The organism is Streptomyces sp. SAS_272, from assembly GCF_052543235.1.
Map to the genome: position 1 here is coordinate 117,347 of NZ_JBMNDR010000004.1, position 24,969 is coordinate 142,315.

Here is a 24,969-nt window from a genome sequence, read left to right on the forward strand (position 1 = left end):
CCGATGAGCACTGTTGACATCCTTTCGCCTGCAGGCGAGAAGACCGGTAGCGTCGAGCTCCCCGCGGAGATCTTCGGCGTGGAGAAGGTCAGCATCCCGCTGATCCACCAGGTCGTCGTCGCGCAGAACGCGGCTGCCCGTCAGGGCACGCACAAGACCAAGACCCGCGGCGAGGTTCGCGGTGGCGGTAAGAAGCCTTACCGTCAGAAGGGCACCGGCCGTGCGCGCCAGGGCTCGACCCGCGCGCCGCAGTTCGCCGGCGGTGGCGTCGTCCACGGCCCGCAGCCGCGTGACTACTCGCAGCGGACCCCCAAGAAGATGAAGGCTGCCGCTCTGCGTCACGCCCTCACCGACCGGGCCCGCCACAACCGCATTCACGTCGTCTCCGGCGTGATCGAGGGCGAGACCCCCTCCACGAAGGCCGCTCGTTCGCTGTTCGGCAAGATCTCGGAGCGCAAGAACCTGCTCCTGGTCGTCGACCGCGCCGACGAGGCCGCGTGGCTGTCCGCCCGCAACCTGCCCCAGGTGCACATCCTGGAGCCGGGCCAGCTGAACACGTACGACGTGATCGTCTCGGACGACGTGGTCTTCACCCAGGCCGCTCTTGAGTCCTTCGTGTCCGGCCCGAACAAGGCCAACGACACCGAAGGGAGTGACGCCTGATGGCTACGCGTCACCCGAGCATCGCCTCCAAGGCGGCCAAGGCCGCCAAGGCCGCGCGCGTCGCCAAGGCGAAGCGCCACGAGGCCGAGGGCAAGAACACCGTCGTCACCGCGCCCAGCAAGGCGTTCACGGACCTCCGTGACGTTCTGCTGAAGCCGGTCGTGTCGGAGAAGAGCTACGCGCTCCTCGACGAGAACAAGTACACGTTCATCGTCGCCCCGAACGCCAACAAGACCCAGATCAAGCAGGCCGTCCAGTCGGTCTTCTCGGTCAAGGTCACCGGCGTCAACACGATCAACCGCATCGGCAAGCGCAAGCGCACCAAGACCGGTTTCGGTCAGCGCGCCGGCACCAAGCGCGCGATCGTGACCCTTGCCGAGGGCGACCGTATCGACATCTTCGGCGGTCCGACCGCCTAAGGGCGGTCCGGATCGTCCGATATCGGACGAGGACTGAAAAATGGGAATCCGCAAGTACAAGCCGACTACGCCGGGCCGTCGTGGCTCCAGCGTCGCCGACTTCGTCGAGGTCACGCGGTCCACGCCGGAGAAGTCGCTGGTCCGCCCGCTGCACAGCAAGGGCGGCCGTAACAACGCCGGTCGTGTGACCGTTCGCCACCAGGGTGGCGGACACAAGCGCGCCTACCGAGTGATCGACTTCCGTCGTCACGACAAGGACGGCGTGCCGGCGAAGGTCGCGCACATCGAGTACGACCCCAACCGCACCGCGCGCATCGCGCTGCTGCACTACGCCGACGGTGAGAAGCGCTACATCCTCGCCCCGCGCAACCTGCAGCAGGGTGACCGCGTCGAGAACGGTCCCGGGGCCGACATCAAGCCGGGCAACAACCTGGCGATCCGCAACATCCCGGTCGGTACCACGATCCACGCGATCGAGATCCGTCCCGGTGGCGGCGCCAAGTTCGCCCGCTCCGCCGGCGCCTCCGTGCAGCTGCTCGCGAAGGAGGGCACGATGGCCCACCTCCGCATGCCGTCCGGTGAGATCCGCCTGGTCGACCAGCGCTGCCGCGCCACGGTCGGCGAGGTCGGCAACGCCGAGCAGAGCAACATCAACTGGGGCAAGGCCGGCCGCAAGCGCTGGCTGGGCGTCCGCCCGACCGTTCGCGGTGTGGCGATGAACCCGGTTGACCACCCCCACGGTGGTGGTGAGGGCAAGACTTCCGGTGGTCGCCACCCGGTCAGCCCCTGGGGTCAGAAGGAGGGTCGTACTCGTTCGCCCAAGAAGGCTTCGAACAAGTACATCGTCCGCCGCCGCAAGACGAACAAGAAGCGCTAGGAGCGGGTTTAGATGCCGCGCAGTCTCAAGAAGGGGCCCTTCGTCGACGGACACCTCGTAAAGAAGGTGGACGCCCAGAACGAAGCCGGTTCCAAGAACGTCATCAAGACCTGGTCCCGTCGCTCGATGATCATTCCCAGCATGCTGGGCCACACGATCGCGGTGCACAACGGCAAGACCCACATTCCGGTGTTTGTCACCGAGTCGATGGTCGGCCACAAGCTCGGCGAGTTCTCGCCGACGCGCACCTTCCGGGGTCACGTCAAGGACGACCGGAAGTCGAAGCGCCGCTAGTAGCGGGGTGGAATGACCATGACAGACACTGGAAGGACAACCATGGAAGCCAGGGCCCAGGCGCGGTACATCCGCGTCACGCCCATGAAGGCCCGCCGGGTGGTGGACCTTATCCGTGGCATGGACGCCACGGAGGCTCAGGCGGTCCTGCGTTTCGCCCCGCAGGCCGCGAGCGTGCCGGTCGGCAAGGTGCTTGACAGCGCCATCGCCAACGCCGCGCACAACTACGACCACACTGACGCCGACAGCCTCTACATCTCCGAGGCGTACGTCGACGAGGGTCCGACCCTGAAGCGGTTCCGTCCGCGTGCCCAGGGGCGCGCGTACCGGATCCGCAAGCGGACCAGCCACATCACCGTGGTCCTCAGCAGCAAGGAAGGATCCCGGTAATGGGCCAGAAGGTTAACCCGCATGGGTTCCGGCTCGGCATCACCACGGACTTCAAGTCCCGCTGGTACGCCGACAAGTCGTACAAGGAATACGTCGGAGAAGACGTCGCCATCCGTCGGATGATGACGTCCGGCATGGAGCGCGCCGGCATCTCGAAGGTGGAGATCGAGCGCACCCGTGACCGCGTCCGCGTCGACATCCACACCGCGCGTCCGGGCATCGTCATCGGCCGCCGCGGCGCCGAGGCCGACCGTATCCGCGGCGACCTGGAGAAGCTGACCAAGAAGCAGGTCCAGCTGAACATCCTCGAGGTGAAGAACCCCGAGGTCGACGCTCAGCTGGTGGCCCAGGCCGTCGCCGAGCAGCTCTCCTCCCGCGTCTCCTTCCGTCGGGCCATGCGTAAGAGCATGCAGTCCGCCATGAAGGCCGGCGCCAAGGGCATCAAGATCCAGTGCGGTGGCCGCCTCGGCGGCGCCGAGATGTCCCGCTCGGAGTTCTACCGCGAGGGCCGCGTGCCCCTGCACACGCTCCGCGCGAACGTGGACTACGGCTTCTTCGAGGCCAAGACGACCTTCGGCCGCATCGGCGTGAAGGTCTGGATCTACAAGGGCGACGTCAAGAACATCGCCGAGGTCCGCGCCGAGAACGCCGCAGCCCGCGCCGGCAACCGCCCGGCCCGTGGCGGCGGCGGCGCCGACCGCCCGGCCCGTGGTGGCCGTGGTGGCGAGCGTGGCGGTCGCGGTCGTAAGCCGCAGCAGGCTCCCGCTGCCGAGGCCCCCAAGGCCGAGGCTCCGGCGGCTGCCGCTCCGGCTGAGAGCACCGGAACGGAGGCCTGACCGACATGCTGATCCCCCGTAGGGTCAAGCACCGCAAGCAGCACCACCCGAAGCGCCGTGGTCAGGCCAAGGGCGGTACGACGGTCTCGTTCGGCGAGTACGGCATTCAGGCCCTCACGCCGGCGTACGTGACCAACCGCCAGATCGAGGCGGCCCGTATCGCGATGACCCGCCACATCAAGCGTGGTGGCAAGGTCTGGATCAACATCTACCCGGACCGCCCGCTCACGAAGAAGCCTGCCGAGACCCGCATGGGTTCCGGTAAGGGTTCTCCCGAGTGGTGGATCGCGAACGTGCACCCGGGACGGGTCATGTTCGAGCTGTCCTACCCCAACGAGAAGATCGCCCGTGAGGCCCTCACTCGCGCAGCCCACAAGCTGCCGATGAAGTGCCGGATCGTCAAGCGCGAGGCAGGTGAAGCGTGATGTCGGCCGGTACCAAGGCGTCCGAGCTGCGCGAACTGGGTGACGAGGAGCTTCTGGCGAAGCTCCGCGAAGCCAAGGAAGAGCTGTTCAACCTCCGCTTCCAGGCGGCGACGGGTCAGCTCGAGAACCACGGTCGGCTCAAGGCCGTCCGTAAGGACATCGCGCGGATCTACACCCTGATGCGTGAGCGCGAGCTGGGCATCGAGACGGTGGAGAGCGCCTGATGAGCGAGAACAACGTGACTGAGCAGAACACCGAGGCCCGTGGCTTCCGCAAGACCCGTGAGGGTCTGGTCGTCAGCGACAAGATGGACAAGACCGTCGTCGTCGCCGTCGAGGACCGTGTGAAGCACGCGCTGTACGGCAAGGTCATCCGCCGTACGAACAAGCTCAAGGCTCACGACGAGCAGAACGCCGCGGGCGTCGGCGACCGTGTCCTCCTCGCGGAGACCCGGCCGCTGTCCGCGACGAAGCGCTGGCGCGTCGTCGAGATCCTCGAGAAGGCCAAGTAATTCTCCTGCGGCCCTAACACATAGGGGCCCCGCAGGACAGTTCCGCCAGGCTCGGCAGGGGCTCACCTCGTGACGAGGCGGCCCCTGCCGGGAACCGGCAGACAAACAGGAGATAGACGTGATCCAGCAGGAGTCGCGACTGCGTGTCGCCGACAACACTGGTGCGAAGGAAATCCTTTGCATCCGTGTGCTCGGTGGCTCCGGTCGCCGCTACGCGGGCATCGGTGACGTCATCGTCGCCACCGTCAAGGACGCGATCCCCGGCGGCAACGTGAAGAAGGGTGACGTCATCAAGGCGGTCATCGTTCGCACCGTCAAGGAGCGCCGCCGTCCGGACGGCTCGTACATCCGCTTCGACGAGAACGCCGCTGTCATTCTGAAGAACGACGGCGACCCTCGTGGCACCCGCATCTTCGGCCCGGTCGGCCGGGAGCTGCGCGAGAAGAAGTTCATGAAGATCATCTCGCTGGCTCCGGAGGTGCTGTAAGCATGAAGATCAAGAAGGGCGACCTGGTCCAGGTCATCACCGGTAAGGACAAGGGCAAGCAGGGCAAGGTCATCGCGGCCTTCCCCCGCGAGGACCGCGTCCTGGTCGAGGGTGTCAACCGGGTCAAGAAGCACACGAAGGCCGGTCCGACGGCCAAGGGCTCGCAGGCCGGCGGCATCGTGACCACCGAGGCCCCGATCCACGTGTCCAACGTTCAGCTGGTCGTGGAGAAGGACGGCAACAAGGTCGTCACGCGCGTCGGTTACCGCTTCGACGACGAGGGCAACAAGATCCGCGTTGCCAAGCGGACGGGTGAGGACATCTGATGGCTACCACCACCACTCCGCGTCTGAAGACGAAGTACCGCGAGGAGATCGCGGGCAAGCTGCGTGAGGAGTTCTCCTACGAGAACGTCATGCAGATCCCCGGCCTCGTCAAGATCGTGGTCAACATGGGTGTGGGCGACGCCGCCCGCGACTCCAAGCTGATCGAGGGCGCCATCCGCGACCTCACCACGATCACCGGTCAGAAGCCGGCCGTCACCAAGGCCCGCAAGTCCATCGCGCAGTTCAAGCTGCGCGAGGGTCAGCCGATCGGTGCCCACGTCACGCTTCGTGGCGACCGCATGTGGGAGTTCCTGGACCGCACCCTGTCGCTCGCGCTCCCGCGCATCCGCGACTTCCGCGGTCTGTCCCCCAAGCAGTTCGACGGCCGTGGCAACTACACCTTCGGTCTCACGGAGCAGGTCATGTTCCACGAGATCGACCAGGACAAGATCGACCGTGTCCGGGGTATGGACATCACCGTGGTCACCACGGCGACCAACGACGCTGAGGGCCGTGCGCTCCTTCGTCACCTCGGCTTCCCCTTCAAGGAGGCGTGAGCGAGATGGCGAAGAAGGCTCTGATCGCAAAGGCTGCTCGTAAGCCCAAGTTCGCTGTGCGGGCGTACAACCGCTGCCAGCGTTGCGGCCGTCCCCACTCCGTGTACCGCAAGTTCGGCCTCTGCCGTGTGTGCCTTCGTGAGATGGCTCACCGTGGCGAGCTGCCGGGCGTGACCAAGAGCTCCTGGTAAAACCCCTTTTAGGGTTTCCAGAGGCTCTCGGTAAGCAATGGGCGTGTCAGGCGCCCACCCCTTCATGGCTTAGGCTGGGAGGGTTGGGCGCCCTGACGGTCGCCCGTACGACTTACTACGCCGTAGGTCCACCGCGCCGCACCCGTCCCGTCTCGGATCGGGGAGAGGGATGGCGCACCAGGAAACCCCGGCGAGAGAGGCCACAGGCCAATTCATGACCATGACTGATCCGATCGCAGACATGCTGACGCGTCTGCGGAACGCGAACTCGGCGTACCACGACTCCGTGACGATGCCGGCATCGAAGATCAAGTCTCACATCGCGGAGATCCTCCAGCAGGAGGGCTTCATCACGGGCTGGAAGGTCGAGGACGCCGAGGTCGGCAAGAACCTCACCCTCGAGCTCAAGTTCGGCCCGAACCGTGAGCGCTCCATCGCGGGCATCAAGCGGATCTCCAAGCCCGGTCTCCGGGTTTACGCGAAGTCCACCTCCCTGCCCAAGGTGCTCGGTGGCCTCGGCGTGGCGATCATCTCCACGTCGCACGGTCTCCTCACCGACAAGCAGGCCGGCAAGAAGGGCGTAGGCGGAGAAGTTCTCGCCTACGTCTGGTAGCGGAAGGGAACGGAGGAAACAGCTATGTCGCGCATTGGCAAGCTCCCCATCACGGTTCCCGCCGGCGTGGACGTCACCATCGACGGCCAGACGGTTTCGGTCAAGGGCCCCAAGGGCTCGCTGACCCACACCGTCGTTGCGCCGATCGAGATCGCCAAGGCTGAGGACGGCGTCCTGAACGTCACTCGCCCCAACGACGAGCGTCAGAGCAAGGCCCTGCACGGCCTGTCCCGCACGCTGGTGGCGAACATGATCACCGGCGTGACCGAGGGTTACGTGAAGAAGCTCGAGATCAGTGGTGTCGGTTACCGCGTGACCGCGAAGGGCTCGAACCTCGAGTTCGCGCTCGGTTACAGCCACCCGATCACCGTCGAGGCGCCCGAGGGAATCACCTTCAAGGTGGAGACCCCGACCCGCTTCCAGGTCGAGGGCATCGACAAGCAGAAGGTCGGCGAGGTTGCGGCCAACATCCGCAAGCTGCGCAAGCCCGACCCGTACAAGGCCAAGGGCGTCAAGTACGAGGGCGAAGTCATCCGCCGCAAGGTCGGAAAGGCGGGTAAGTAAGCCATGGCATACGGACAGAAGATCCTCAAGGGCGACGCTTACAAGCGTGCCGCGATCAAGCGTCGCCACATCCGGATCCGTAAGCACATCTCGGGTACGGCGGAGCGTCCGCGCCTGGTCGTGACGCGCTCCAACCGCCACATCGTGGCTCAGGTCATCGACGACATCAAGGGTCACACCCTGGCGTCGGCGTCGACCCTGGACACCACGATCCGCGGTGGTGAGGCCGACAAGTCCTCGCAGGCCAAGCAGGTCGGCGCCCTGGTCGCCGAGCGCGCCAAGGCTGCGGGTGTCGAGGCTGTCGTGTTCGACCGTGGTGGTAACCAGTACGCCGGGCGCATTGCCGCCCTGGCGGACGCCGCCCGCGAAGCCGGACTCAAGTTCTGAGTCGGTTCCGTAGCTAGCGGAAACAGAGAGAGGTAATTCCAATGGCTGGACCCCAGCGCCGCGGTGGCGGTGCCGGTGGCGGCGAGCGGCGGGACCGGAAGGGCCGTGACGGCGGCGCTGCTGCCGCCGAGAAGACCGCGTACGTTGAGCGCGTCGTCGCGATCAACCGTGTCGCCAAGGTTGTGAAGGGTGGTCGTCGCTTCAGCTTCACCGCGCTGGTCGTGGTGGGCGACGGTGACGGCACCGTTGGTGTCGGATACGGCAAGGCCAAGGAGGTGCCGGCCGCCATCGCCAAGGGTGTTGAGGAGGCCAAGAAGCACTTCTTCAAGGTCCCGCGTATCCAGGGCACCATCCCGCACCCGATCACGGGCGAGAAGGCTGCGGGCGTCGTCCTGCTCAAGCCTGCTTCCCCCGGTACCGGCGTCATCGCCGGTGGCCCGGTGCGTGCCGTGCTCGAGTGCGCCGGCGTGCACGACATCCTGTCGAAGTCGCTCGGCTCGTCGAACGCGATCAACATCGTGCACGCGACCGTGGAGGCCCTGAAGGGCCTGCAGCGTCCCGAGGAGATCGCGGCTCGCCGTGGTCTGCCCCTCGAGGACGTCGCTCCCGCGGCTCTGCTTCGTGCGCGTGCCGGGGCTGGTGCTGCGTAATGGCTCAGCTCAAGATCACGCAGACGAAGTCGTACATCGGCAGCAAGCAGAACCACCGTGACACCCTGCGTTCGCTCGGGCTCAAGCGCCTGAACGACGTGGTCGTCAAGGAGGACCGCCCCGAGTTCCGCGGAATGGTGCACACCGTCCGCCACCTCGTGACGGTCGAGGAGGTCGACTGATCATGGCGGAGAACAACCCGCTCAAGATCCACAACCTCCGTCCCGCCCCGGGCGCCAAGACCGCCAAGACCCGTGTGGGTCGTGGTGAGGCGTCGAAGGGTAAGACGGCCGGTCGTGGTACCAAGGGCACGAAGGCCCGTTACCAGGTTCCGGAGCGCTTCGAGGGTGGCCAGATGCCCCTCCACATGCGTCTTCCGAAGCTGAAGGGCTTCAAGAACCCGTTCAAGACCGAGTTCCAGGTCGTGAACCTCGACAAGCTGGCCGCGCTGTACCCGGAGGGTGGCGAGGTCACCGTCGAGGGTCTCGTCGCCAAGGGCGCCGTTCGCAAGAACAGCCTCGTCAAGGTCCTGGGCCAGGGCGAGATCTCCGTGGCACTGCAGGTGACGGTCGACGCCGTCTCCGGCTCCGCCAAGGAGAAGATCACCGCCGCCGGCGGTACCGTCACCGAGCTCATCTGATCACCTCAGGCGTCTCGATGACTTGATCGATCCCGACCGGGGATACCCCACAAATGGGGTATCCCCGGTTGGTCGTTCCTAGGGCGGGTGTGTCGCGGGTATGGTGACCAGCACTGCCCACTTTTCACAAGGTTCCCCCAAGAGGGCACCTTGAGCGGCAGTCGACCGTTACTCATGTCGTTGTCGTAAGTCGTTGTTCCTTATTGGACCCTCAAGACCGTCACCCTTGACGCAGATGCGCGGGGGTCGCAGGAGGCACCGTGCTCACCGCGTTCGCCCGGGCGTTCAGGACGCCCGACCTGCGCAAGAAGCTGCTCTTCACGCTCGGGATCATCGTCGTCTACCGGGTCGGCACGCACATCCCGATCCCCGGCGTCGACTACACGTCCGTTCAGCGCTGTGTGGACGAGGCTTCCGGCCAGCAGGGAATCTTCGGTCTGGTGAATATGTTCAGCGGTGGCGCGCTGCTGCAGATCACCATCTTCGCGCTGGGGATCATGCCGTACATCACGGCGAGCATCATCCTCCAGCTGCTGACCGTGGTCATCCCGCGCCTGGAAGCCCTCAAGAAGGAGGGCCAGGCCGGCACCGCGAAGATCACGCAGTACACGCGGTACCTCACGGTGGCCCTCGCCATCCTGCAGGGCACGGGCCTGGTGGCCACCGCCCGCAGTGGCGCCCTGTTCTCCGGCTGCTCGGTCGCCTCGAGCATCGTCCCGGACCGTGCGATCTTCTCCACGATCGTGATGGTCGTCTGCATGACCGCCGGAACGGCCATGGTCATGTGGCTCGGTGAGCTCATCACCGACCGCGGCATCGGCAACGGCATGTCGATCCTGATGTTCATCTCGATCGCCGCGACGTTCCCCTCCGCGCTGTGGGCCATCAAGAAGCAGGGCACGCTGGCGGACGGCTGGATCGAGTTCGGCACCGTCGTCCTGGTCGGCCTGGTCATGGTCGGCCTGGTGGTCTTCGTCGAGCAGGCCCAGCGCCGGATCCCCGTGCAGTACGCGAAGCGCATGATCGGCCGCCGGTCCTACGGCGGCACCTCGACGTACATCCCGCTCAAGGTGAACCAGGCCGGTGTGATCCCGGTCATCTTCGCCTCGTCGCTGCTGTACATCCCGGCCCTCGTCGCCCAGTTCTCCAGCGGAACCTCCAGCTGGAAGACGTGGATCGAGACCAACCTGACCAAGGGCGACCACCCGATCTACATCGTCACGTACTTCCTGCTGATCGTTTTCTTCGCCTTCTTCTACGTGGCTATCTCCTTCAACCCCGAGGAAGTAGCCGACAACATGAAGAAGTATGGTGGCTTCATCCCGGGCATCCGGGCTGGTCGGCCGACCGCTGAGTACCTGTCGTACGTGCTCAACCGGATCACCTGGCCGGGTTCGCTGTATCTGGGTCTGATCGCTCTCGTACCGACGATGGCGTTGGTTGGTTTCGATGCAAACCAGAACTTCCCGTTCGGCGGGACCAGCATCCTGATCATCGTGGGTGTGGGTCTCGAGACCGTGAAGCAGATCGAGAGCCAGCTTCAGCAGCGCAATTACGAAGGGTTCCTCCGCTGATGCGTATCGTCCTCGTCGGGCCGCCGGGTGCCGGTAAGGGAACGCAGGCCGCGTTCCTGGCCAAGAACCTGTCGATCCCGCACATCTCCACGGGCGACCTGTTCCGGGCCAACATCAGCCAGCAGACGGAGCTCGGCAAGCTCGCGAAGTCCTACATGGACGCGGGCAACCTGGTGCCGGACGAGGTCACCATCGCGATGGCCAAGGACCGCATGGAGCAGCCGGACGCCGAGGGCGGCTTCCTGCTGGACGGCTTCCCGCGCAACGTGTCCCAGGCCGAGGCGCTCGACGAGGTGCTGCAGACCGAGAGCATGAAGCTGGACGCGGTGCTGGACCTCGAGGTCCCCGAGGAAGAGGTCGTCAAGCGGATCGCCGGCCGGCGGATCTGCCGCAAGGACTCCAGCCACGTCTTCCACGCCACCTACAGCCCGCCGAAGGCGGAGGGCGTCTGCGACGTCTGCGGCGGCGGGCTGTACCAGCGAGACGACGACACCGAGGAGACCGTCCGGACCCGGCTGGAGGTCTACCACACGCAGACCGAGCCGATCATCGACTACTACAAGGCGCAGGGCCTGGTCGTCACCATCTCCGCGCTCGGCAAGGTCGACGAGGTCACGGCGCGCGCGATGGACGCGCTCCGGCGCGACGAGGACGGCAAGTAACAGCTTTCTCGCACCGCACGGTGGACGATCGGTGAGGTGCGGCGAGCAGTCTGTGCAGAACGCCCGGCGGGGTCTCCCCGCCGGGCGTTCCGCGTGCCGGGGCCCGGTCCCGCGGAGGGCGACGCCTCGGCCGCGGCGGCGTACATGCGTGCGTACGCGTATTGTGGAGCGTCGCGATACCAGTGGCCCAGGAGGCGCAAACCGTCATGGTGCAGATCAAGACCCCCGAGCAGATCGCCAAGATGCGGGCGGCGGGGCTTGTCGTCGCCGCCATCCACGCGGCGACGCGGGAAGCGGCGGTGCCCGGTGCGACCACGAAGGACCTCGACGACGTCGCCCGCAAGGTGCTGGCGGAGAACGGGGCCAAGTCGAACTTCCTGGGGTACGGCGGCTTCCCGGCGACGATCTGCACCTCGGTGAACGACGTGGTCGTCCACGGCATCCCCTCCGACGAGGTCGTCCTCAAGGACGGCGACATCATCTCCATCGACTGCGGTGCGATCGTGGACGGCTGGCACGGCGACGCGGCGTTCACGGCGTTCGTGGGCGGCGGCCACGCCCCGGAGCTGGTCGAGCTGTCCCGGGTCACTGAGGAGTCCATGTGGGCGGGGATCGCTGCGATGAAGCAGGGCAACCGCCTGGTGGACGTCTCGCGCGCGATCGAGACCTACATCCGCCGTCAGCCCAAGCCGGGCGGCGGCCGCTACGGCATCGTCGAGGACTACGGCGGCCACGGCATCGGCACCGAGATGCACATGGACCCGCATCTGCTGAACTACGTCGACCGCCGGCGCGGCAAGGGGCCGAAGCTGGTGCCGGGCTTCTGCCTCGCCATCGAGCCGATGGTGTCCCTCGGCACCCCGCGCACCGAGGTCCTCGAGGACGACTGGACCGTCATCACGACGGACGGCACGTGGTCCTCCCACTGGGAGCACTCGGTCGCGCTGACGGAGGCGGGGCCGCTGGTGCTGACGGCTCCCGACGGGGGCAGGGCGAAGCTGGCGGAACACGGTGTGGAGGCCGCGCCGGATCCGCTGGCCTAGGGCGGCCGGACAGGGCGGGCAGGCTGTGCCGCTTAAGGATCTCCCCGGTGGGGCAGACTCCTCGATTCGTGTTTCGGTCGGCCCTGACGTAGACTGACTCGTCGACTCTCGTGCACCCGCATGTCCGCATGCACCCGTAAGGGAAAGGGTGGGGGAGTCGATCAAGGTAGTCGATTCGAAGGGCGAAGCGTGGCCAAGAAGCAAGGTGCCATCGAGATCGAGGGCACTGTCGTCGAGTCTCTTCCGAACGCCATGTTCAAGGTCGAGCTCCAGAACGGCCACCAGGTCCTGGCACACATCAGCGGCAAGATGCGTATGCACTACATCCGTATCCTCCCTGACGACCGGGTCGTGGTGGAGTTGTCTCCGTACGACCTGACGCGTGGCCGGATCGTCTACCGCTACAAGTAGATCTTGCCCAGGTCTTCGGGCGCCCGGTAGGGCGTTCGGGGCTGTCGGCAACTGACCCGGAGAACCTCACCCCATGAAGGTCAAGCCGAGCGTCAAGAAGATCTGCGACAAGTGCAGGGTGATCCGCCGTCACGGTCGGGTCATGGTCATTTGCGAGAACCCGCGCCACAAGCAGCGCCAGGGCTGATCGCTCAGAGATCACACCCTCTGCATCACATCGCAGAGACTTCGCGCGACGCGAGCTGAATATGTTCATACGCAGGGCCCGGGCGGTCGCACCGCCCGACACCCCCGGTTCGGAGGCCGGGGACCCAGTCCGTACCAAATCTTCCGCAGTGAAGAGGACGGCGGCTGGGAGTCGGCCCTGTGGCAGACCTCCGAAGATCAAACTGGAGCCATTGAATGGCACGCGTTTCCGGTGTTGACATCCCGCGCGAAAAGCGTGTGGAGGTCGCCCTCACCTACGTGTTCGGCATCGGCCGGACCCTTTCCCAGGAGACGCTGGCAGCGACCGGCGTCGACCCGAACACCCGCGTTCGCGACCTCTCCGAGGAGCAGCTCGTCGCGATCCGCGAGTACGTGGACGCCAACATCAAGACCGAGGGTGACCTCCGTCGCGAGGTCCAGGCCGACATCCGCCGCAAGGTCGAGATCGGTTGCTACCAGGGTCTCCGTCACCGTCGTGGTCTGCCGGTCCGCGGTCAGCGCACCAGCACGAACGCTCGTACCCGCAAGGGCCCGCGTCGCGCCATCGCCGGCAAGAAGAAGCCGGGCAAGAAGTAGTCCTCAGCGGACGCTCATCAGCGGTCTTCGCTGTAGGACCGACCACCTCCCGTAGGAGTTAATAGATGCCCCCCAAGGGACGTCAGGGCGCTGCCAAGAAGGTGCGCCGCAAGGAAAAGAAGAACGTCGCGCACGGCCAGGCGCACATCAAGAGCACGTTCAACAACACGATCGTGTCCATCACGGACCCGGCCGGAAACGTGATCTCGTGGGCCTCCGCCGGCCACGTCGGTTTCAAGGGCTCCCGCAAGTCCACGCCGTTCGCCGCGCAGATGGCCGCCGAGTCGGCTGCCCGTCGCGCGCAGGAGCACGGCATGCGCAAGGTCGACGTCTTCGTCAAGGGCCCGGGCGCCGGTCGTGAGACCGCCATCCGTTCCCTGCAGGCCACGGGCCTCGAGGTCGGCTCCATCCAGGACGTCACCCCGACCCCGCACAACGGCTGCCGTCCGCCGAAGCGCCGTCGCGTCTGACGCACGGTCGTCTCAGGTTTTTTCGGGTTTCGGGCGGCACGTCCTGTTCCAGGGGTGCCGCCCGTACCCTTGCAGTACCGAGTCGGGCGTCAAATAGCGGGCGCCCCTGACTGAAGGATTCATCCATGCTGATCGCTCAGCGTCCCTCGTTGACCGAAGAGGTCGTCGACGAATTCCGCTCCCGGTTCGTGATCGAGCCGCTGGAGCCGGGCTTCGGCTACACCCTCGGAAACTCCCTCCGTCGGACCCTCCTGTCGTCGATCCCGGGTGCGGCGGTCACGTCCATCCGCATCGACGGCGTGCTGCACGAGTTCACCACCGTGCCGGGCGTCAAGGAGGACGTCACCGACCTGATCCTCAACATCAAGCAGCTGGTCGTCTCCTCGGAGCACGACGAGCCGGTCGTGATGTACCTGCGCAAGCAGGGTCCGGGTCTGGTCACCGCCGCCGACATCGCGCCCCCGGCCGGTGTCGAGGTGCACAACCCCGACCTCGTCCTCGCCACGCTCAACGGCAAGGGCAAGCTGGAGATGGAGCTGACCGTCGAGCGCGGTCGCGGTTACGTCTCCGCGGTGCAGAACAAGCAGGTGGGCCAGGAGATCGGCCGTATCCCGGTCGACTCGATCTACTCGCCGGTTCTCAAGGTCACGTACAAGGTCGAGGCCACGCGTGTCGAGCAGCGCACCGACTTCGACAAGCTGATCGTCGACGTCGAGACCAAGCAGGCGATGCGTCCCCGTGACGCCATGGCCTCCGCCGGTAAGACGCTGGTCGAGCTCTTCGGTCTCGCCCGTGAGCTCAACATCGACGCCGAGGGCATCGACATGGGCCCGTCCCCGACGGACGCCGCCCTCGCCGCTGATCTCGCCCTGCCGATCGAGGAGCTCGAGCTCACCGTTCGGTCGTACAACTGCCTCAAGCGCGAGGGCATCCACTCCGTGGGTGAGCTCGTGGCGCGTTCCGAGGCCGACCTGCTCGACATCCGCAACTTCGGTGCGAAGTCGATCGACGAGGTCAAGGCGAAGCTGGCCGGCATGGGCCTGGCCCTCAAGGACAGCCCGCCCGGATTCGACCCGACCGCCGCCGCGGACGCCTTCGGGGCGGACGACGACGCCGACGCGGGCTTCGTGGAGACCGAGCAGTACTGAGCGCTCCGCGGGGAGGCCGTACTGCGACTGCGGACCGGCTCCGGCCGGTCGCGCAGTTCCCCGCGCCCCTTCCAGACCCCTTCGGGGGTCTGGATCTTCGACAGACGACCGTCTGCTCGGATACTGACCCCGGTACCTGATACGGCCGGGGCAGACACCTAGGAGAAACACCATGCCGAAGCCCACCAAGGGTGCCCGTATGGGCGGCAGCGCCGCGCACGAGAAGCTGCTTCTCGCGAACCTCGCGAAGGCGCTGTTCGAGCACGGCCGCATCACCACCACCGAGGCGAAGGCGCGCAAGCTGCGTCCGTACGCCGAGCGTCTGGTCACCAAGGCGAAGAAGGGCGACCTTCACAACCGCCGTCAGGTGCTCCAGGTCATCACGGACAAGAGCATCGTGCACACGCTCTTCACCGAGATCGGCCCGCGCTACGAGAACCGTCCCGGTGGCTACACCCGCATCACCAAGATCGGTAACCGTCGTGGCGACAACGCGCCCATGGCCGTCATCGAGCTGGTCGAGGCGCTGACCGTCGCGCAGCAGGCGACGGGCGAGGCCGAGGCCGCGACGAAGCGTGCGGTCAAGGAGTCCGAGGAGGCCAAGGTCGAGGAGACCAAGGCCGACGAGGCTCCCGCCGAGGAGTCGAAGGACGCGTAAGCGTTCTGCGGGGGCTGCGCGTTCGCGGCTGCGGGTTCGTCGTGGCTCGTCGCGCAGTTCCCCGCGCCCCTTAGGGCGATTGCGGGCCCGTTCCCTTCGAGGAGCGGGCCCGCTTTTGTGTTGCTGAGAGGATCTGTACGTGAGTGACGAAGCACAGCCCGGGTTCGTACGGGTGCGGCTGGACCTGTCCTACGACGGGAGCGCGTTCTCCGGGTGGGCCAAGCAGGCCGGCGGCCGGCGGACCGTGCAGGGGGAGATCGAGGACGCGCTGCGGACCGTCACCCGGTCGGGCGGGACGACGTACGAGCTGACCGTGGCCGGGCGCACCGACGCCGGGGTGCACGCGCGGGGCCAGGTCGCCCATGTCGATCTGCCGGAGGCGGTCTGGCGTGAGCACCACGAGAAGCTGCTGAAGCGGCTCGCCGGGCGGTTGCCGAGGGACGTGCGGGTGTGGGCCCTGCGGGAGGCGCCGAGCGGGTTCAACGCGAGGTTCTCGGCGATCTGGCGGCGGTACGCCTACCGGGTCACCGACAACCCCGGAGGCGTCGATCCGCTGCTGCGGGGGCACGTCCTGTGGCACGACTGGCCGCTCGACGTGGACGCCATGAACGAGGCGGCCCGGCAGCTGCTCGGCGAGCACGACTTCGCCGCGTACTGCAAGAAGCGGGAGGGCGCGACCACCATCCGCACGCTCCAGGAGCTGAGTCTGGCGAAGGACGACGACGGGATCGTCACCGCCACCGTCCGGGCCGACGCCTTCTGCCACAACATGGTGCGTTCGCTGATCGGGGCGCTGCTGTTCGTGGGGGACGGGCACCGCGGTCCGGAGTGGCCCGCCAAGGTGCTCGCGGCCGGCGTACGGGACTCGGCCGTGCACGTCGTGCGGCCGCACGGGCTGACGCTGGAGGAGGTCGGCTACCCGGCGGACGGGCTGCTCGCCGCGCGCAGCAAGGAGGCGCGCAACCGGAGGACGCTGCCCAGGGCCGGCTGCTGCTGACCCCGCCCCGCGCGGCGTCGTGGGGCCCGGGCCGGCCGGTCAGCTGTTGGCGGCCGCCGACGCCTGGGCCTCGCCGCGGCGGCGGAGCTGCTGGAACGCGAACTCGGCCAGGTCGTCGCCGGTGGTGAAGACGGCGGTGTCCTTGGTGGTGACGTCCTTGCCGTTGGCGAAGCCGGTGATCGTGAAGTAGGCGTACCGGCCGTAGGAGTTGGTCGTGGAGCGGCAGATCGCGCCGTTGCAGAAGGCCTTGACGCCCCCGCCGGCGAGGGCCTTGACGATGCTCTTGCCGTCGGACTGGCTCTTGACCTTGAGGGCCTGCGCCTCGGTGTCGAAGACGGCCACGCCGACCGTGACCGCGATGCCGTCCCTGGTGTAGGTGACGCGCATCATGCGGGTGCAGCCGTTGGCGGCGAGGACCTTGCCCAGGGTGCCCGCGGCGCCCGTGGCGCACGTGGTGCTGTCGGCCTTGGCGCCCTTCTTGTACACGGCCGGGCCCATGGTCAGTTGCAGGCCGGGGAAGAGCAGGTCCGGCCCGTTGGGGGCGGTGTCCTTGGCCTTGCTGGAGACGAACTCCTTGGGGTCCAGCGGGGGCGGGGCGCTGGTCGGCGCGAACGACGGGGTGGAGGACGCGCTCGGCAGGTCGGCGGTCGCGGGCAGCGAGGACGTGGGCCGGTTGGCCTTGTCGTCGCCGTTCGCCGACACCACGCCCATGGCCACGGCGGTGCCGATGCCGAGGGTGGCGAGCACGCCGCCGCCTATGAACAGCAGCCTGCGGCGCTTGTTGCGCGTTTCGGACGCCTCGGCGAGCGCGGCCCAGTCCGGGGTGCTGGCGTCATCGCCGGTGCCCCACGGCTGCTGGGAGTTCGGTTTCCACGGATCCCACTGGGACTGAGGTCCCCCCTGCCCATAGCTCATGGGGCGCATCTTAGACGGGGTGCGGGGTGTGCTTTCCGTGCCGACGGGGACCGGAGCCCGGTGGATTCCGGGGCGGGGGGCGGGCAAACACGACATCTCCGGGTGCTTGGTGCGGCGTTCTCCCAGGCTGTCCCCGGACATGTGGCGCGGGCCACTCCGGAGGGGCGTTTCCTGCGTCGATCGGGCTCGTTTTGACCCCACCATGGAGACGCGGGTATCCTGCATCTTCGTTGTGTATTGGCGCGCTCTTCTCACGGGACGGGCCCTTACACCGGTCCACCGGGCCGATGACCAGCGACCAGCACGCGGTATGCGTCACCGCAGTGCGGTCTGGGCTGTCGTGATCGTCTTCGGTGACCTTGTCAGGACCAATTCACTGAAGAAGCGAAGGCTACGAACCGTGCGTACGTACAGCCCCAAGCCCGGCGATGTGACGCGCCAGTGGCACGTCATCGACGCTCAGGACATCGTCCTGGGCCGTCTCGCCACCACTGCCGCGTCCCTCCTCCGGGGCAAGCACAAGCCGATCTACGCGCCCCACGTCGACACCGGTGACTTCGTCATCATCATCAACGCCGACAAGGTGCACCTCTCCGGCAACAAGCGCACCCAGAAGATGGCGTACCGCCACTCCGGGTACCCGGGCGGTCTGCGCTCCGTGCGCTACGACGACCTTCTCGCGAACAACCCCGAGAAGGCCGTCGAGAAGGCCGTCAAGGGCATGCTCCCCAAGAACACGCTGGGCCGTCAGATGCTCTCGAAGCTGAAGGTCTACAAGGGTGACGTGCACCCGCACGCGGCGCAGCAGCCCGTGCCGTTCGAGATCACCCAGGTCGCGCAGTAATTCCGGCCACACCCCTAGCTGAAAAGAACTGAGGAGAACCGTGGCCGAGACCACTGCCGAGCAGCCGCTCGAAGAGACCGAGCTCGTCGACATCGAGAGCTACACCACCGAGTCCGAGGTCCCCGTCGAGGGTGAGTACACCTCGGAGTCCCTGGCCTCCCGCTTCGGCGAGGCCCAGCCGGCGGCCGGCCTGGGCCGTCGCAAGAACGCCATCGCCCGCGTCCGGATCGTTCCGGGCTCCGGCAAGTGGAAGATCAACGGGCGCACGCTCGAGGACTACTTCCCGAACAAGGTGCACCAGCAGGAAGTCAACGAGCCCTTCAAGGTGCTCGAGCTCGACAACCGCTACGACGTCATCGCCCGCATCTCGGGTGGCGGCGTCTCCGGTCAGGCCGGTGCGCTCCGTCTCGGTGTCGCCCGTGCGCTGAACGAGGCCGACGTCGACAACAACCGCGGCGCCCTCAAGAAGGCCGGCTTCCTCACGCGTGACGACCGCGCGGTCGAGCGCAAGAAGGCCGGTCTGAAGAAGGCCCGCAAGGCCCCGCAGTACAGCAAGCGCTAAGCTTCGCTGCCTGCTCGTACGTATCCGGGAGCGGGTCTCTCGCCTCGTCCGTACGTACTCCGAACGCCCCGGCGGCACGCCATAGTGTCGTCGGGGCGTTCGTTTTATCGCAGCCGTGGGCGTATAACGGCACAAGGTGCTCAAAGGCTTGTGCGATGGGATGCCGGGGGCATCGAATGCCTGGACGCGGGAGCGGCCGCAGGCCGGCCGACCGGCGACCGGGCCGCACGGCCTGTGAAACTGACGCTTCCTCAGGAGGACAAGTGGGACGACTCTTCGGCACGGACGGCGTGCGCGGTGTCGCCAACGCGGATCTGACGGCGGAGATGGCCCTCGGCCTGTCCGTCGCGGCGGCGCACGTGCTGGCCGAGGCGGGCACCTTCGAGGGTCACCGACCGGTGGCCGTCGTCGGACGGGACCCGCGCGCGTCCGGGGAGTTCCTGGAAGCCGCCGTGGTGGCGGGTCTGGCGAGTGCGGGCGTGGACGTGCTGAAGGTCGGCGTGCTGCCGACGCCGGCGGTCGCGTACCTCACCGGCGTGCTCGGCGCGGACCTGGGCGTGATGCTCTCCGCCAGCCACAACGCGATGCCCGACAACGGCGTCAAGTTCTTCGCCCGCGGCGGTCACAAGCTCGCCGACGAGCTCGAGAACGCCATCGAGACCGTCTACGAGGAGCACCGCACCGGCGCGCCCTGGGACCGGCCGACCGGCGGCGGCGTCGGTCGCGTGCGCAGTTACGACGAGGGGTTCGACCGGTACGTCGCCCACCTCATCGCCGTCCTGCCGAACCGGCTCGACGGGCTGCGGATCGTCCTCGACGAGGCGCACGGCGCTGCCGCGTGGGTGTCGCCGGAGGCGTTCGCCCGGGCCGGCGCGGAGATCGTGACCATCGGGGCCGAGCCGGACGGGCTCAACATCAACGACGGTTGCGGGTCGACCCACCTGGACAAGCTGAAGGCCGCGGTCATCGAGCACGGCGCCGCCCTGGGCATCGCGCACGACGGTGACGCGGACCGGTGCCTCGCCGTGGACCACACGGGTGAGGAGATCGACGGCGACCAGATCCTCGCCGTGCTGGCGTTGTCCATGCGGGAGCGGGGCGTGCTGCGCTCGGACACCGTTGTCGCGACCGTCATGTCCAACCTCGGCTTCAAGCTGGCCATGGAGCGCGAGGGGATCCACCTCGTGCAGGCCGCGGTCGGCGACCGCTATGTGCTCGAGGAGATGAAGCAGCACGGGTACGCGCTCGGCGGCGAACAGTCCGGGCACGTGATCATCCTCGACCATGCGACGACCGGCGACGGCACGCTGACCGGGCTGATGCTGGCGGCTCGCGTCGCGGAGACGGGGCGGTCGTTGCGTGAGCTGGCCTCCGTGATGGAGCGGTTGCCGCAGGTCCTGATCAACGTGCCCGACGTCGACAGGTCCCGGGTCGGGAACTCGGCCGAGCTGGCGACTGCCGTCGGTGAGGCGGAGCGGGAACTCGGGTCCACCGGGCGGGTGTTGCTGCGGCCTTCCGGGACCGAGCCGCTGGTTCGGGTGATGGTCGAGGCGGCGGACATCGATCAGGCTCGGGCTGTTGCCGGGCGGCTGGCGGATGTCGTGAAGTCGGCGCTGGGTTAGCCGGGGGCGGGCCGAGGTCGATCGGGGTCGATCGGGGTCGGGGTTCTGCGCGTCGCGGGCTGCGGGTGCGTTGGGGTTTGTTGCGCAGTTCCCCGCGCCCCTGGGGGGCCTGGCCTGGGCGGGGTTGGGTGGTGCGGGTGTTGGTGGGTGGGTGCGCAGTTCCCCGCGCCCCTGGGTGGGGGCGGCCTGGCCTGGTGTTGGGGGGTGCGGGTGCGTTGGGGTTTGTCGCGCAGTTCCCCGCGCCCCTGGGGGGCCTGGCCTGGTCTGGGCGGGGTTGGGTGGTGCGGGTGTTGGTGGGTGGGTGCGCAGTTCCCCGCGCCCCTGGGTGGGGGGCCTGGTCTGGGCGGGGTTGTCGGGTGGGGGGTGTCGGGGGTTTCAGCGGCGTTTTGACCAGGCCCATTTCTGGGTCAGGAGGGTCAGGGTGCCGGCCAGCATGATGCCCAGGAGGTTCAGGAGGAGCTGTTTCGCCGAGCCCCAGGTCTGGCCCATGTCGCCGTAGCTGAGGGCGACCGCCGCGTTCGCCGCCGCCGGGACCGTCGTCACCGAGATCGCCACGCCCACCAGGGCGCCCGACTTCGCCGAGGTCAGGGAGAGCGTGCCGGCGACTCCGGCCAGTACGGCGACGACGAAGGAGAACCAGTCCGGGGCGTAGACGAAGCCGGTCTGTGGGCGGGCTCCGTCCAGCTTGGTCACGGTGAACAGGCCTACCGCGTCCATGAAGAGGCTGAAGCCGACGGTCACCGCCATCGCCACCGCGAAGCCGACCAGCAGGGCGATCAGCGAGCGAACGGCCAGCCGGGAGGCGCGCTGCACGATCGCCGTGCACACGCCGGCGAGCGGGCCGAACTCCGGGCCGACGGCCATCGCGCCGACGATGAGGACCGCGTTGTCGAGCACCACGCCGCAGGCCGCGATCATCGTGGCCAGCGTGATGAAGGCGAGGTAGGTGACGGAGAGCGTCGACTCCTCGTGGGTGGCGTCGGTCAGGTGCTCCCACAGGACCGCGTCCGCGCCTTCGCCGGGGGCCTCCGCCTCGGCCTTGTCCGCGCGCAGGGAGAGCGAGAGGTCGATGTTCTCCACGGCGATCGAGCCGGTCTCCTCCAGGCCCAACTCCTGTAGACCGGACAGAAGTTCGTCGCCCGCCTCGCGGGCCACGTCGCACAGGACGACGTCGCCGGCCGGGTTGCGGGCGGCTCGGGGGAGGACCACCAGATGGGTGGCCCCGACGGTCCCCTCGATCAGACGGACCACGTCGTCGGTCCGCTCCGCCGGGGTGATCAGACGCAGGTGCAGCATGGGGGCAGGGTAGCCGTCAGAGTTTGCGCAGGCGCAGCCGCTGGACCTTGTGGTCGGGGCCCTTGCGGACCACGAGGCCGGCCCGGCCGCGGGTGGGGGCGATGTTCTCCACCAGGTTCGGCTTGTTGATGGTGCGCCAGAGAGTGCGGGCGTAGTCGAGCGCCTCCTCCTCGGAGACCTGCGTGTACTTGCGGAAGTACGAGTCCGGGTTCTGGAAGGCGGTCTGACGCAGTTTCCGGAACCGGCTGAGGTACCAGCGCTCGATGTCCTCGGTGCTCGCGTCGACGTACACGCTGAAGTCGAAGTAGTCGGCGAGGCCGACGCGGGTGCGGCCGTCGCTGCCGGGCAGCGCGGGCTGCAGGACGTTCAGGCCCTCGACGATGAGGATGTCGGGGCGGCGCACGGTGAGCCGTCGGTCGGGGACGATGTCGTAGATCAGGTGGGAGTAGACGGGCGCGGTGACCTCGCCCTTGCCCGCCTTGATGTCGGCGACGAACCGGGTCAGCGCGCGGCGGTCGTAGGACTCGGGGAAGCCCTTGCGGGACATCAGGCCGCGGGCTTCGAGTTCCCGGGTGGGCAGCAGGAAGCCGTCCGTGGTGACCAGTTCTACGCGTGGGTGCTCCGGCCAGCGGGACAGCAGGGCCTGCAGCAGACGGGCGACCGTCGACTTGCCGACGGCGACGGAGCCGGCGACCCCTATCACGAAGGGGGTGCCGGACTGCGAGCCCTTCTCGCCCAGGAAGGTGTTCAGGGCGCCGCGCAGGCCGTCGGTGGCGCCCACGTAGAGGTTGAGGAGGCGGGAGAGCGGCAGGTAGATGTCCCGCACCTCGTCGAGGTCGATGACGTCCCCCAGACCGCGCAGCTTCTCGAGCTCCTCGGCGGTCAGCGGCAGCGGGGTCTTCTCCCGCAGCGCGCTCCACTCGGATCGGGTGAGGTCGACGTAGGGAGTCGCCTCCGGCCTGTGCCGGTGGGCGCTCCGGGGCATCGGGGGGACCGGAGAGATCACAGTCCATTGTTAACGGAGTTTGAACGCGATGGCGGGTGGGGTCCGTCACGCCGGCCGGCCGGCCGGCGGGCAGCCGCCCGGGCCGGCGCCGGGGGGCGGGCAGGGCGCGGGCAGGGCGGGGACGGGCGCCGTCGGGGTGTTCGTGCGGCGGTGGGAATTTCCGGAATCGGGCACGCGGAGGCTCTTTCGGGGCGGGCTTCGGCCGTAGGCTGCCGCGCATGTGCGGAATCGTGGGATACGTGGGGTCTCAGTCGGCGCTCGACGTCGTGATGGCCGGACTGAAGCGGCTGGAGTACCGGGGGTACGACTCGGCGGGCGTCGCCGTGCCGGCCGACGGGGGGCTCGCCGCGGCGAAGAAGGCGGGCAAGCTCGTCAATCTGGAGAAGGAGCTGACGGAGCGGCCGCTGCCGGCCGGGACGACGGGCATCGGGCACACCCGGTGGGCCACGCACGGCGGGCCCACCGACGTCAACGCCCACCCGCATCTCGACAACGCCGGGCGGGTCGCCGTCGTGCACAACGGGATCATCGAGAACTTCGCGGCGCTGCGGGCCGAACTGGCCGAGCGGGGACACGAGCTGCTGTCCGAGACCGACACCGAGGCCGTCGCCCATCTGCTCGCCGAGGAGTTCTCCGTGACCTCCGACCTGGCGGAGGCGATGCGGCTCGTGTGCCGGCGCCTGGAGGGCGCGTTCACGCTGGTCGCGGTGCACGCGGACGAGCCGGACGTGGTGGTGGGGGCGCGCCGCAACTCGCCGCTGGTGGTGGGTGTCGGCGAGGGCGAGGCCTTTCTCGCCTCGGACGTCGCCGCGTTCATCGCGCACACCCGGTCGGCGATCGAGCTGGGCCAGGACCAGGTGGTGGAACTGCGCCGGGACGGGGTGACGGTCACCGGGTTCGACGGCCGTCCGGCCCAGGTGCGTTCGTACCACGTCGACTGGGACGCGTCGGCGGCGGAGAAGGGGGGTTACGACTACTTCATGCTGAAGGAGATCGCCGAGCAGCCCAAGGCCGTGGCCGACACCCTGCTCGGACGGATCGACGCCGGCGGCTCGCTGACCCTCGACGAGGTGCGCATCCCCGCCCGGGAGCTGCGGGAGATCGACAAGATCGTCGTCGTCGCCTGCGGCACGGCCTTCCACGCCGGGCTGATCGCCAAGTACGCCATCGAGCACTGGACGCGCATCCCCTGCGAAGTGGAGCTGGCCAGCGAGTTCCGCTACCGGGACCCGATCCTGGACCCGCGCTCCCTCGTCATCGCCATCTCCCAGTCCGGCGAGACGATGGACACGCTGATGGCGCTGCGGCACGCGCGGGACCAGGGGTCGAAGGTGCTCGCCATCTGCAACACCAACGGGTCGACCATCCCCCGTGAGTCGGACGCCGTGCTCTACACGCACGCGGGGCCGGAGGTGGCCGTCGCGTCCACCAAGGCGTTCCTGACCCAGCTGGTGGCGTGCTATCTGGTCGCCCTGTATCTCGGCCAGGTGCGCGGCACCAAGTGGGGGGACGAGATCCGGGCCGTCGTCCGGGACCTGGCGCGGATCTCCGGCGAGGTGGAGCGGGTGCTGGAGACCATGGAGCCGGTGCGGGAGCTGGCCCGGTCGCTGGCCGACAAGGACACCGTGCTGTTCCTCGGCCGGCACGTGGGCTATCCCGTCGCGCTGGAGGGCGCGCTCAAGCTGAAGGAGCTCGCCTACATGCACGCGGAGGGGTTCGCGGCGGGGGAGCTGAAGCACGGGCCGATCGCGCTCATCGAGGAGGACCTGCCCGTGGTGGTGGTCGTGCCCTCGCCGCGCGGCCGGTCCGTCCTGCACGACAAGATCGTCTCCAACATCCAGGAGATCCGGGCGCGGGGGGCGCGGACCATCGTGATCGCGGAGGAGGGGGACGAGGCGGTCGTGCCGTACGCCGACCACCTCGTGCGGATTCCCGCCACGCCGGTGCTGCTGCAGCCGCTGGTGGCGACGGTTCCGTTGCAGGTGTTCGCGTGCGAGCTGGCGACCGCGCGGGGCAACGAGGTGGATCAGCCGCGCAACCTCGCCAAGTCGGTCACCGTGGAGTAGAGGCCGCCCCGTGCAGCAGCGGGCCGCCCCGTCGCTGTGGAGCAGGGCTGCTCGCGGGCCGGGCCGGGTCGAATCGGGTCGA

The 24,969-nt window shown here is 67.9% G+C and carries 36 protein-coding genes; 33 read left to right on the plus strand and 3 right to left on the minus strand.

Annotated features, from left to right (window positions below; genetic code table 11):
• Nucleotides 1–3 precede the first annotated feature (3 nt).
• From rplD to truA, 29 genes are all read left to right on the plus strand, one after another.
• Nucleotides 4–663: a 50S ribosomal protein L4 gene (gene rplD / locus ACN6LD_RS04875; protein ID WP_319192025.1), complete on the plus strand. Its 660-nt coding sequence runs from the start codon at nt 4–6 to the stop codon at nt 661–663.
• The gene (gene rplW / locus ACN6LD_RS04880; RefSeq protein ID WP_319192023.1) at nt 663–1,082 is read left to right on the plus strand and encodes a 50S ribosomal protein L23; all 420 of its coding nucleotides are present in this window, start codon (nt 663–665) and stop codon (nt 1,080–1,082) included. The genes rplD and rplW overlap by 1 nt, the downstream gene beginning before the upstream one ends.
• 40 nt (nt 1,083–1,122) lie before the next feature.
• Entirely contained in the window at nt 1,123–1,959 is an 837-nt protein-coding gene (gene rplB, locus ACN6LD_RS04885; RefSeq protein ID WP_057584677.1) for a 50S ribosomal protein L2, read from the plus strand.
• A 12-nt stretch (nt 1,960–1,971) separates the two neighbouring features.
• Nucleotides 1,972–2,253, plus strand: coding sequence for a 30S ribosomal protein S19 (gene rpsS / locus ACN6LD_RS04890; protein ID WP_018528354.1), 282 nt, complete (start codon nt 1,972–1,974; stop codon nt 2,251–2,253).
• A 42-nt stretch (nt 2,254–2,295) separates the two neighbouring features.
• Complete coding sequence (gene rplV, locus ACN6LD_RS04895; RefSeq protein WP_319192019.1) at nt 2,296–2,643, plus strand: 50S ribosomal protein L22; 348 nt, start codon at nt 2,296–2,298, stop codon at nt 2,641–2,643.
• Nucleotides 2,643–3,479, plus strand: a complete 837-nt coding sequence (gene rpsC / locus ACN6LD_RS04900) for a 30S ribosomal protein S3 (protein WP_057584676.1) — start codon at nt 2,643–2,645, stop codon at nt 3,477–3,479. The genes rplV and rpsC overlap by 1 nt, the downstream gene beginning before the upstream one ends.
• A 5-nt stretch (nt 3,480–3,484) precedes the next feature.
• Nucleotides 3,485–3,904 carry a 50S ribosomal protein L16 gene (rplP, locus tag ACN6LD_RS04905; protein ID WP_006140905.1) on the plus strand — a complete coding sequence of 140 codons (420 nt, stop codon included), beginning with the start codon at nt 3,485–3,487 and terminating at the stop codon, nt 3,902–3,904.
• Nucleotides 3,904–4,128 carry a 50S ribosomal protein L29 gene (gene rpmC, locus ACN6LD_RS04910; RefSeq protein WP_003998824.1) on the plus strand — a complete coding sequence of 75 codons (225 nt, stop codon included), beginning with the start codon at nt 3,904–3,906 and terminating at the stop codon, nt 4,126–4,128. Before rplP ends, rpmC begins: the two co-directional genes overlap by 1 nt.
• Nucleotides 4,128–4,415, plus strand: a complete 288-nt coding sequence (gene rpsQ, locus ACN6LD_RS04915) for a 30S ribosomal protein S17 (RefSeq protein WP_057584675.1) — start codon at nt 4,128–4,130, stop codon at nt 4,413–4,415. The genes rpmC and rpsQ overlap by 1 nt, the downstream gene beginning before the upstream one ends.
• 118 nt (nt 4,416–4,533) lie before the next feature.
• On the plus strand, nt 4,534–4,902 hold the full coding sequence (gene rplN / locus ACN6LD_RS04920; RefSeq protein ID WP_003992364.1) for a 50S ribosomal protein L14: 369 nt from the start codon (nt 4,534–4,536) through the stop codon (nt 4,900–4,902).
• A 2-nt stretch (nt 4,903–4,904) separates the two neighbouring features.
• Nucleotides 4,905–5,228, plus strand: coding sequence for a 50S ribosomal protein L24 (gene rplX / locus ACN6LD_RS04925; RefSeq protein ID WP_030039760.1), 324 nt, complete (start codon nt 4,905–4,907; stop codon nt 5,226–5,228).
• Nucleotides 5,228–5,785 carry a 50S ribosomal protein L5 gene (gene rplE / locus ACN6LD_RS04930; protein WP_030788262.1) on the plus strand — a complete coding sequence of 186 codons (558 nt, stop codon included), beginning with the start codon at nt 5,228–5,230 and terminating at the stop codon, nt 5,783–5,785. The genes rplX and rplE overlap by 1 nt, the downstream gene beginning before the upstream one ends.
• A 5-nt stretch (nt 5,786–5,790) precedes the next feature.
• Nucleotides 5,791–5,976 carry a type Z 30S ribosomal protein S14 gene (locus tag ACN6LD_RS04935; protein WP_030890724.1) on the plus strand — a complete coding sequence of 62 codons (186 nt, stop codon included), beginning with the start codon at nt 5,791–5,793 and terminating at the stop codon, nt 5,974–5,976.
• 214 nt (nt 5,977–6,190) lie between these two features.
• Nucleotides 6,191–6,589, plus strand: coding sequence for a 30S ribosomal protein S8 (rpsH, locus tag ACN6LD_RS04940; RefSeq protein WP_030788259.1), 399 nt, complete (start codon nt 6,191–6,193; stop codon nt 6,587–6,589).
• Between the two features lie 24 nt (nt 6,590–6,613).
• On the plus strand, nt 6,614–7,153 hold the full coding sequence (gene rplF, locus ACN6LD_RS04945) for a 50S ribosomal protein L6 (protein ID WP_319192016.1): 540 nt from the start codon (nt 6,614–6,616) through the stop codon (nt 7,151–7,153).
• A 3-nt stretch (nt 7,154–7,156) separates the two neighbouring features.
• Entirely contained in the window at nt 7,157–7,540 is a 384-nt protein-coding gene (gene rplR / locus ACN6LD_RS04950) for a 50S ribosomal protein L18 (protein WP_057584673.1), read from the plus strand.
• Between the two features lie 41 nt (nt 7,541–7,581).
• Nucleotides 7,582–8,190 (plus strand): 30S ribosomal protein S5, encoded by a 609-nt coding sequence (gene rpsE / locus ACN6LD_RS04955; RefSeq protein WP_013001409.1) that lies wholly within the window; start codon nt 7,582–7,584, stop codon nt 8,188–8,190.
• Nucleotides 8,190–8,372 (plus strand): 50S ribosomal protein L30, encoded by a 183-nt coding sequence (gene rpmD, locus ACN6LD_RS04960; RefSeq protein ID WP_030788246.1) that lies wholly within the window; start codon nt 8,190–8,192, stop codon nt 8,370–8,372. Before rpsE ends, rpmD begins: the two co-directional genes overlap by 1 nt.
• A gap of 2 nt (nt 8,373–8,374) precedes the next feature.
• Nucleotides 8,375–8,830: a 50S ribosomal protein L15 gene (gene rplO, locus ACN6LD_RS04965; RefSeq protein WP_057584672.1), complete on the plus strand. Its 456-nt coding sequence runs from the start codon at nt 8,375–8,377 to the stop codon at nt 8,828–8,830.
• A gap of 260 nt (nt 8,831–9,090) precedes the next feature.
• Complete coding sequence (secY, locus tag ACN6LD_RS04970) at nt 9,091–10,404, plus strand: preprotein translocase subunit SecY (RefSeq protein WP_057584671.1); 1,314 nt, start codon at nt 9,091–9,093, stop codon at nt 10,402–10,404.
• Complete coding sequence (locus tag ACN6LD_RS04975; protein WP_319192015.1) at nt 10,404–11,066, plus strand: adenylate kinase; 663 nt, start codon at nt 10,404–10,406, stop codon at nt 11,064–11,066. Before secY ends, ACN6LD_RS04975 begins: the two co-directional genes overlap by 1 nt.
• A gap of 206 nt (nt 11,067–11,272) precedes the next feature.
• Nucleotides 11,273–12,109 (plus strand): type I methionyl aminopeptidase, encoded by an 837-nt coding sequence (gene map, locus ACN6LD_RS04980; protein WP_319192013.1) that lies wholly within the window; start codon nt 11,273–11,275, stop codon nt 12,107–12,109.
• Nucleotides 12,110–12,298: 189 nt separating this feature from the next.
• Entirely contained in the window at nt 12,299–12,520 is a 222-nt protein-coding gene (gene infA, locus ACN6LD_RS04985; RefSeq protein WP_003948620.1) for a translation initiation factor IF-1, read from the plus strand.
• A gap of 73 nt (nt 12,521–12,593) precedes the next feature.
• Nucleotides 12,594–12,707 (plus strand): 50S ribosomal protein L36, encoded by a 114-nt coding sequence (gene rpmJ, locus ACN6LD_RS04990; RefSeq protein WP_003998809.1) that lies wholly within the window; start codon nt 12,594–12,596, stop codon nt 12,705–12,707.
• Between the two features lie 215 nt (nt 12,708–12,922).
• Nucleotides 12,923–13,303, plus strand: coding sequence for a 30S ribosomal protein S13 (gene rpsM, locus ACN6LD_RS04995; RefSeq protein ID WP_057584669.1), 381 nt, complete (start codon nt 12,923–12,925; stop codon nt 13,301–13,303).
• A 65-nt stretch (nt 13,304–13,368) separates the two neighbouring features.
• Nucleotides 13,369–13,773 carry a 30S ribosomal protein S11 gene (rpsK, locus tag ACN6LD_RS05000; protein ID WP_010354218.1) on the plus strand — a complete coding sequence of 135 codons (405 nt, stop codon included), beginning with the start codon at nt 13,369–13,371 and terminating at the stop codon, nt 13,771–13,773.
• A gap of 125 nt (nt 13,774–13,898) precedes the next feature.
• The gene (locus tag ACN6LD_RS05005) at nt 13,899–14,921 is read left to right on the plus strand and encodes a DNA-directed RNA polymerase subunit alpha (protein ID WP_003966937.1); all 1,023 of its coding nucleotides are present in this window, start codon (nt 13,899–13,901) and stop codon (nt 14,919–14,921) included.
• A gap of 172 nt (nt 14,922–15,093) precedes the next feature.
• The gene (gene rplQ, locus ACN6LD_RS05010; protein ID WP_107442405.1) at nt 15,094–15,579 is read left to right on the plus strand and encodes a 50S ribosomal protein L17; all 486 of its coding nucleotides are present in this window, start codon (nt 15,094–15,096) and stop codon (nt 15,577–15,579) included.
• A gap of 139 nt (nt 15,580–15,718) precedes the next feature.
• Nucleotides 15,719–16,576: a tRNA pseudouridine(38-40) synthase TruA gene (truA, locus tag ACN6LD_RS05015; protein WP_445042594.1), complete on the plus strand. Its 858-nt coding sequence runs from the start codon at nt 15,719–15,721 to the stop codon at nt 16,574–16,576.
• A gap of 39 nt (nt 16,577–16,615) precedes the next feature.
• Here the strand turns inward: truA and ACN6LD_RS05020 are convergent, their stop codons facing one another.
• Entirely contained in the window at nt 16,616–17,491 is an 876-nt protein-coding gene (locus ACN6LD_RS05020; protein WP_319192009.1) for a hypothetical protein, read from the minus strand.
• A gap of 400 nt (nt 17,492–17,891) precedes the next feature.
• Here ACN6LD_RS05020 and rplM point away from each other — a divergent pair, with 400 nt between their 5' ends.
• The 3 genes from rplM to glmM all read left to right on the plus strand — a co-directional run bounded on the left by rplM (nt 17,892) and on the right by glmM (nt 20,519).
• Entirely contained in the window at nt 17,892–18,335 is a 444-nt protein-coding gene (gene rplM, locus ACN6LD_RS05025; protein ID WP_020132189.1) for a 50S ribosomal protein L13, read from the plus strand.
• 40 nt (nt 18,336–18,375) lie between these two features.
• On the plus strand, nt 18,376–18,897 hold the full coding sequence (rpsI, locus tag ACN6LD_RS05030) for a 30S ribosomal protein S9 (RefSeq protein ID WP_107442401.1): 522 nt from the start codon (nt 18,376–18,378) through the stop codon (nt 18,895–18,897).
• Between the two features lie 263 nt (nt 18,898–19,160).
• Nucleotides 19,161–20,519, plus strand: a complete 1,359-nt coding sequence (gene glmM / locus ACN6LD_RS05035; RefSeq protein ID WP_319192008.1) for a phosphoglucosamine mutase — start codon at nt 19,161–19,163, stop codon at nt 20,517–20,519.
• 375 nt (nt 20,520–20,894) lie between these two features.
• Here the strand turns inward: glmM and ACN6LD_RS05040 are convergent, their stop codons facing one another.
• Both ACN6LD_RS05040 and coaA read right to left on the minus strand, forming a co-directional pair.
• The gene (locus ACN6LD_RS05040; RefSeq protein WP_445042595.1) at nt 20,895–21,815 is read right to left on the minus strand and encodes a DUF389 domain-containing protein; all 921 of its coding nucleotides are present in this window, start codon (nt 21,813–21,815) and stop codon (nt 20,895–20,897) included.
• A gap of 16 nt (nt 21,816–21,831) precedes the next feature.
• Entirely contained in the window at nt 21,832–22,800 is a 969-nt protein-coding gene (gene coaA, locus ACN6LD_RS05045; protein WP_319164319.1) for a type I pantothenate kinase, read from the minus strand.
• 239 nt (nt 22,801–23,039) lie between these two features.
• Here coaA and glmS point away from each other — a divergent pair, with 239 nt between their 5' ends.
• On the plus strand, nt 23,040–24,887 hold the full coding sequence (gene glmS, locus ACN6LD_RS05050) for a glutamine--fructose-6-phosphate transaminase (isomerizing) (protein ID WP_266726344.1): 1,848 nt from the start codon (nt 23,040–23,042) through the stop codon (nt 24,885–24,887).
• Nucleotides 24,888–24,969 lie beyond the last annotated feature (82 nt).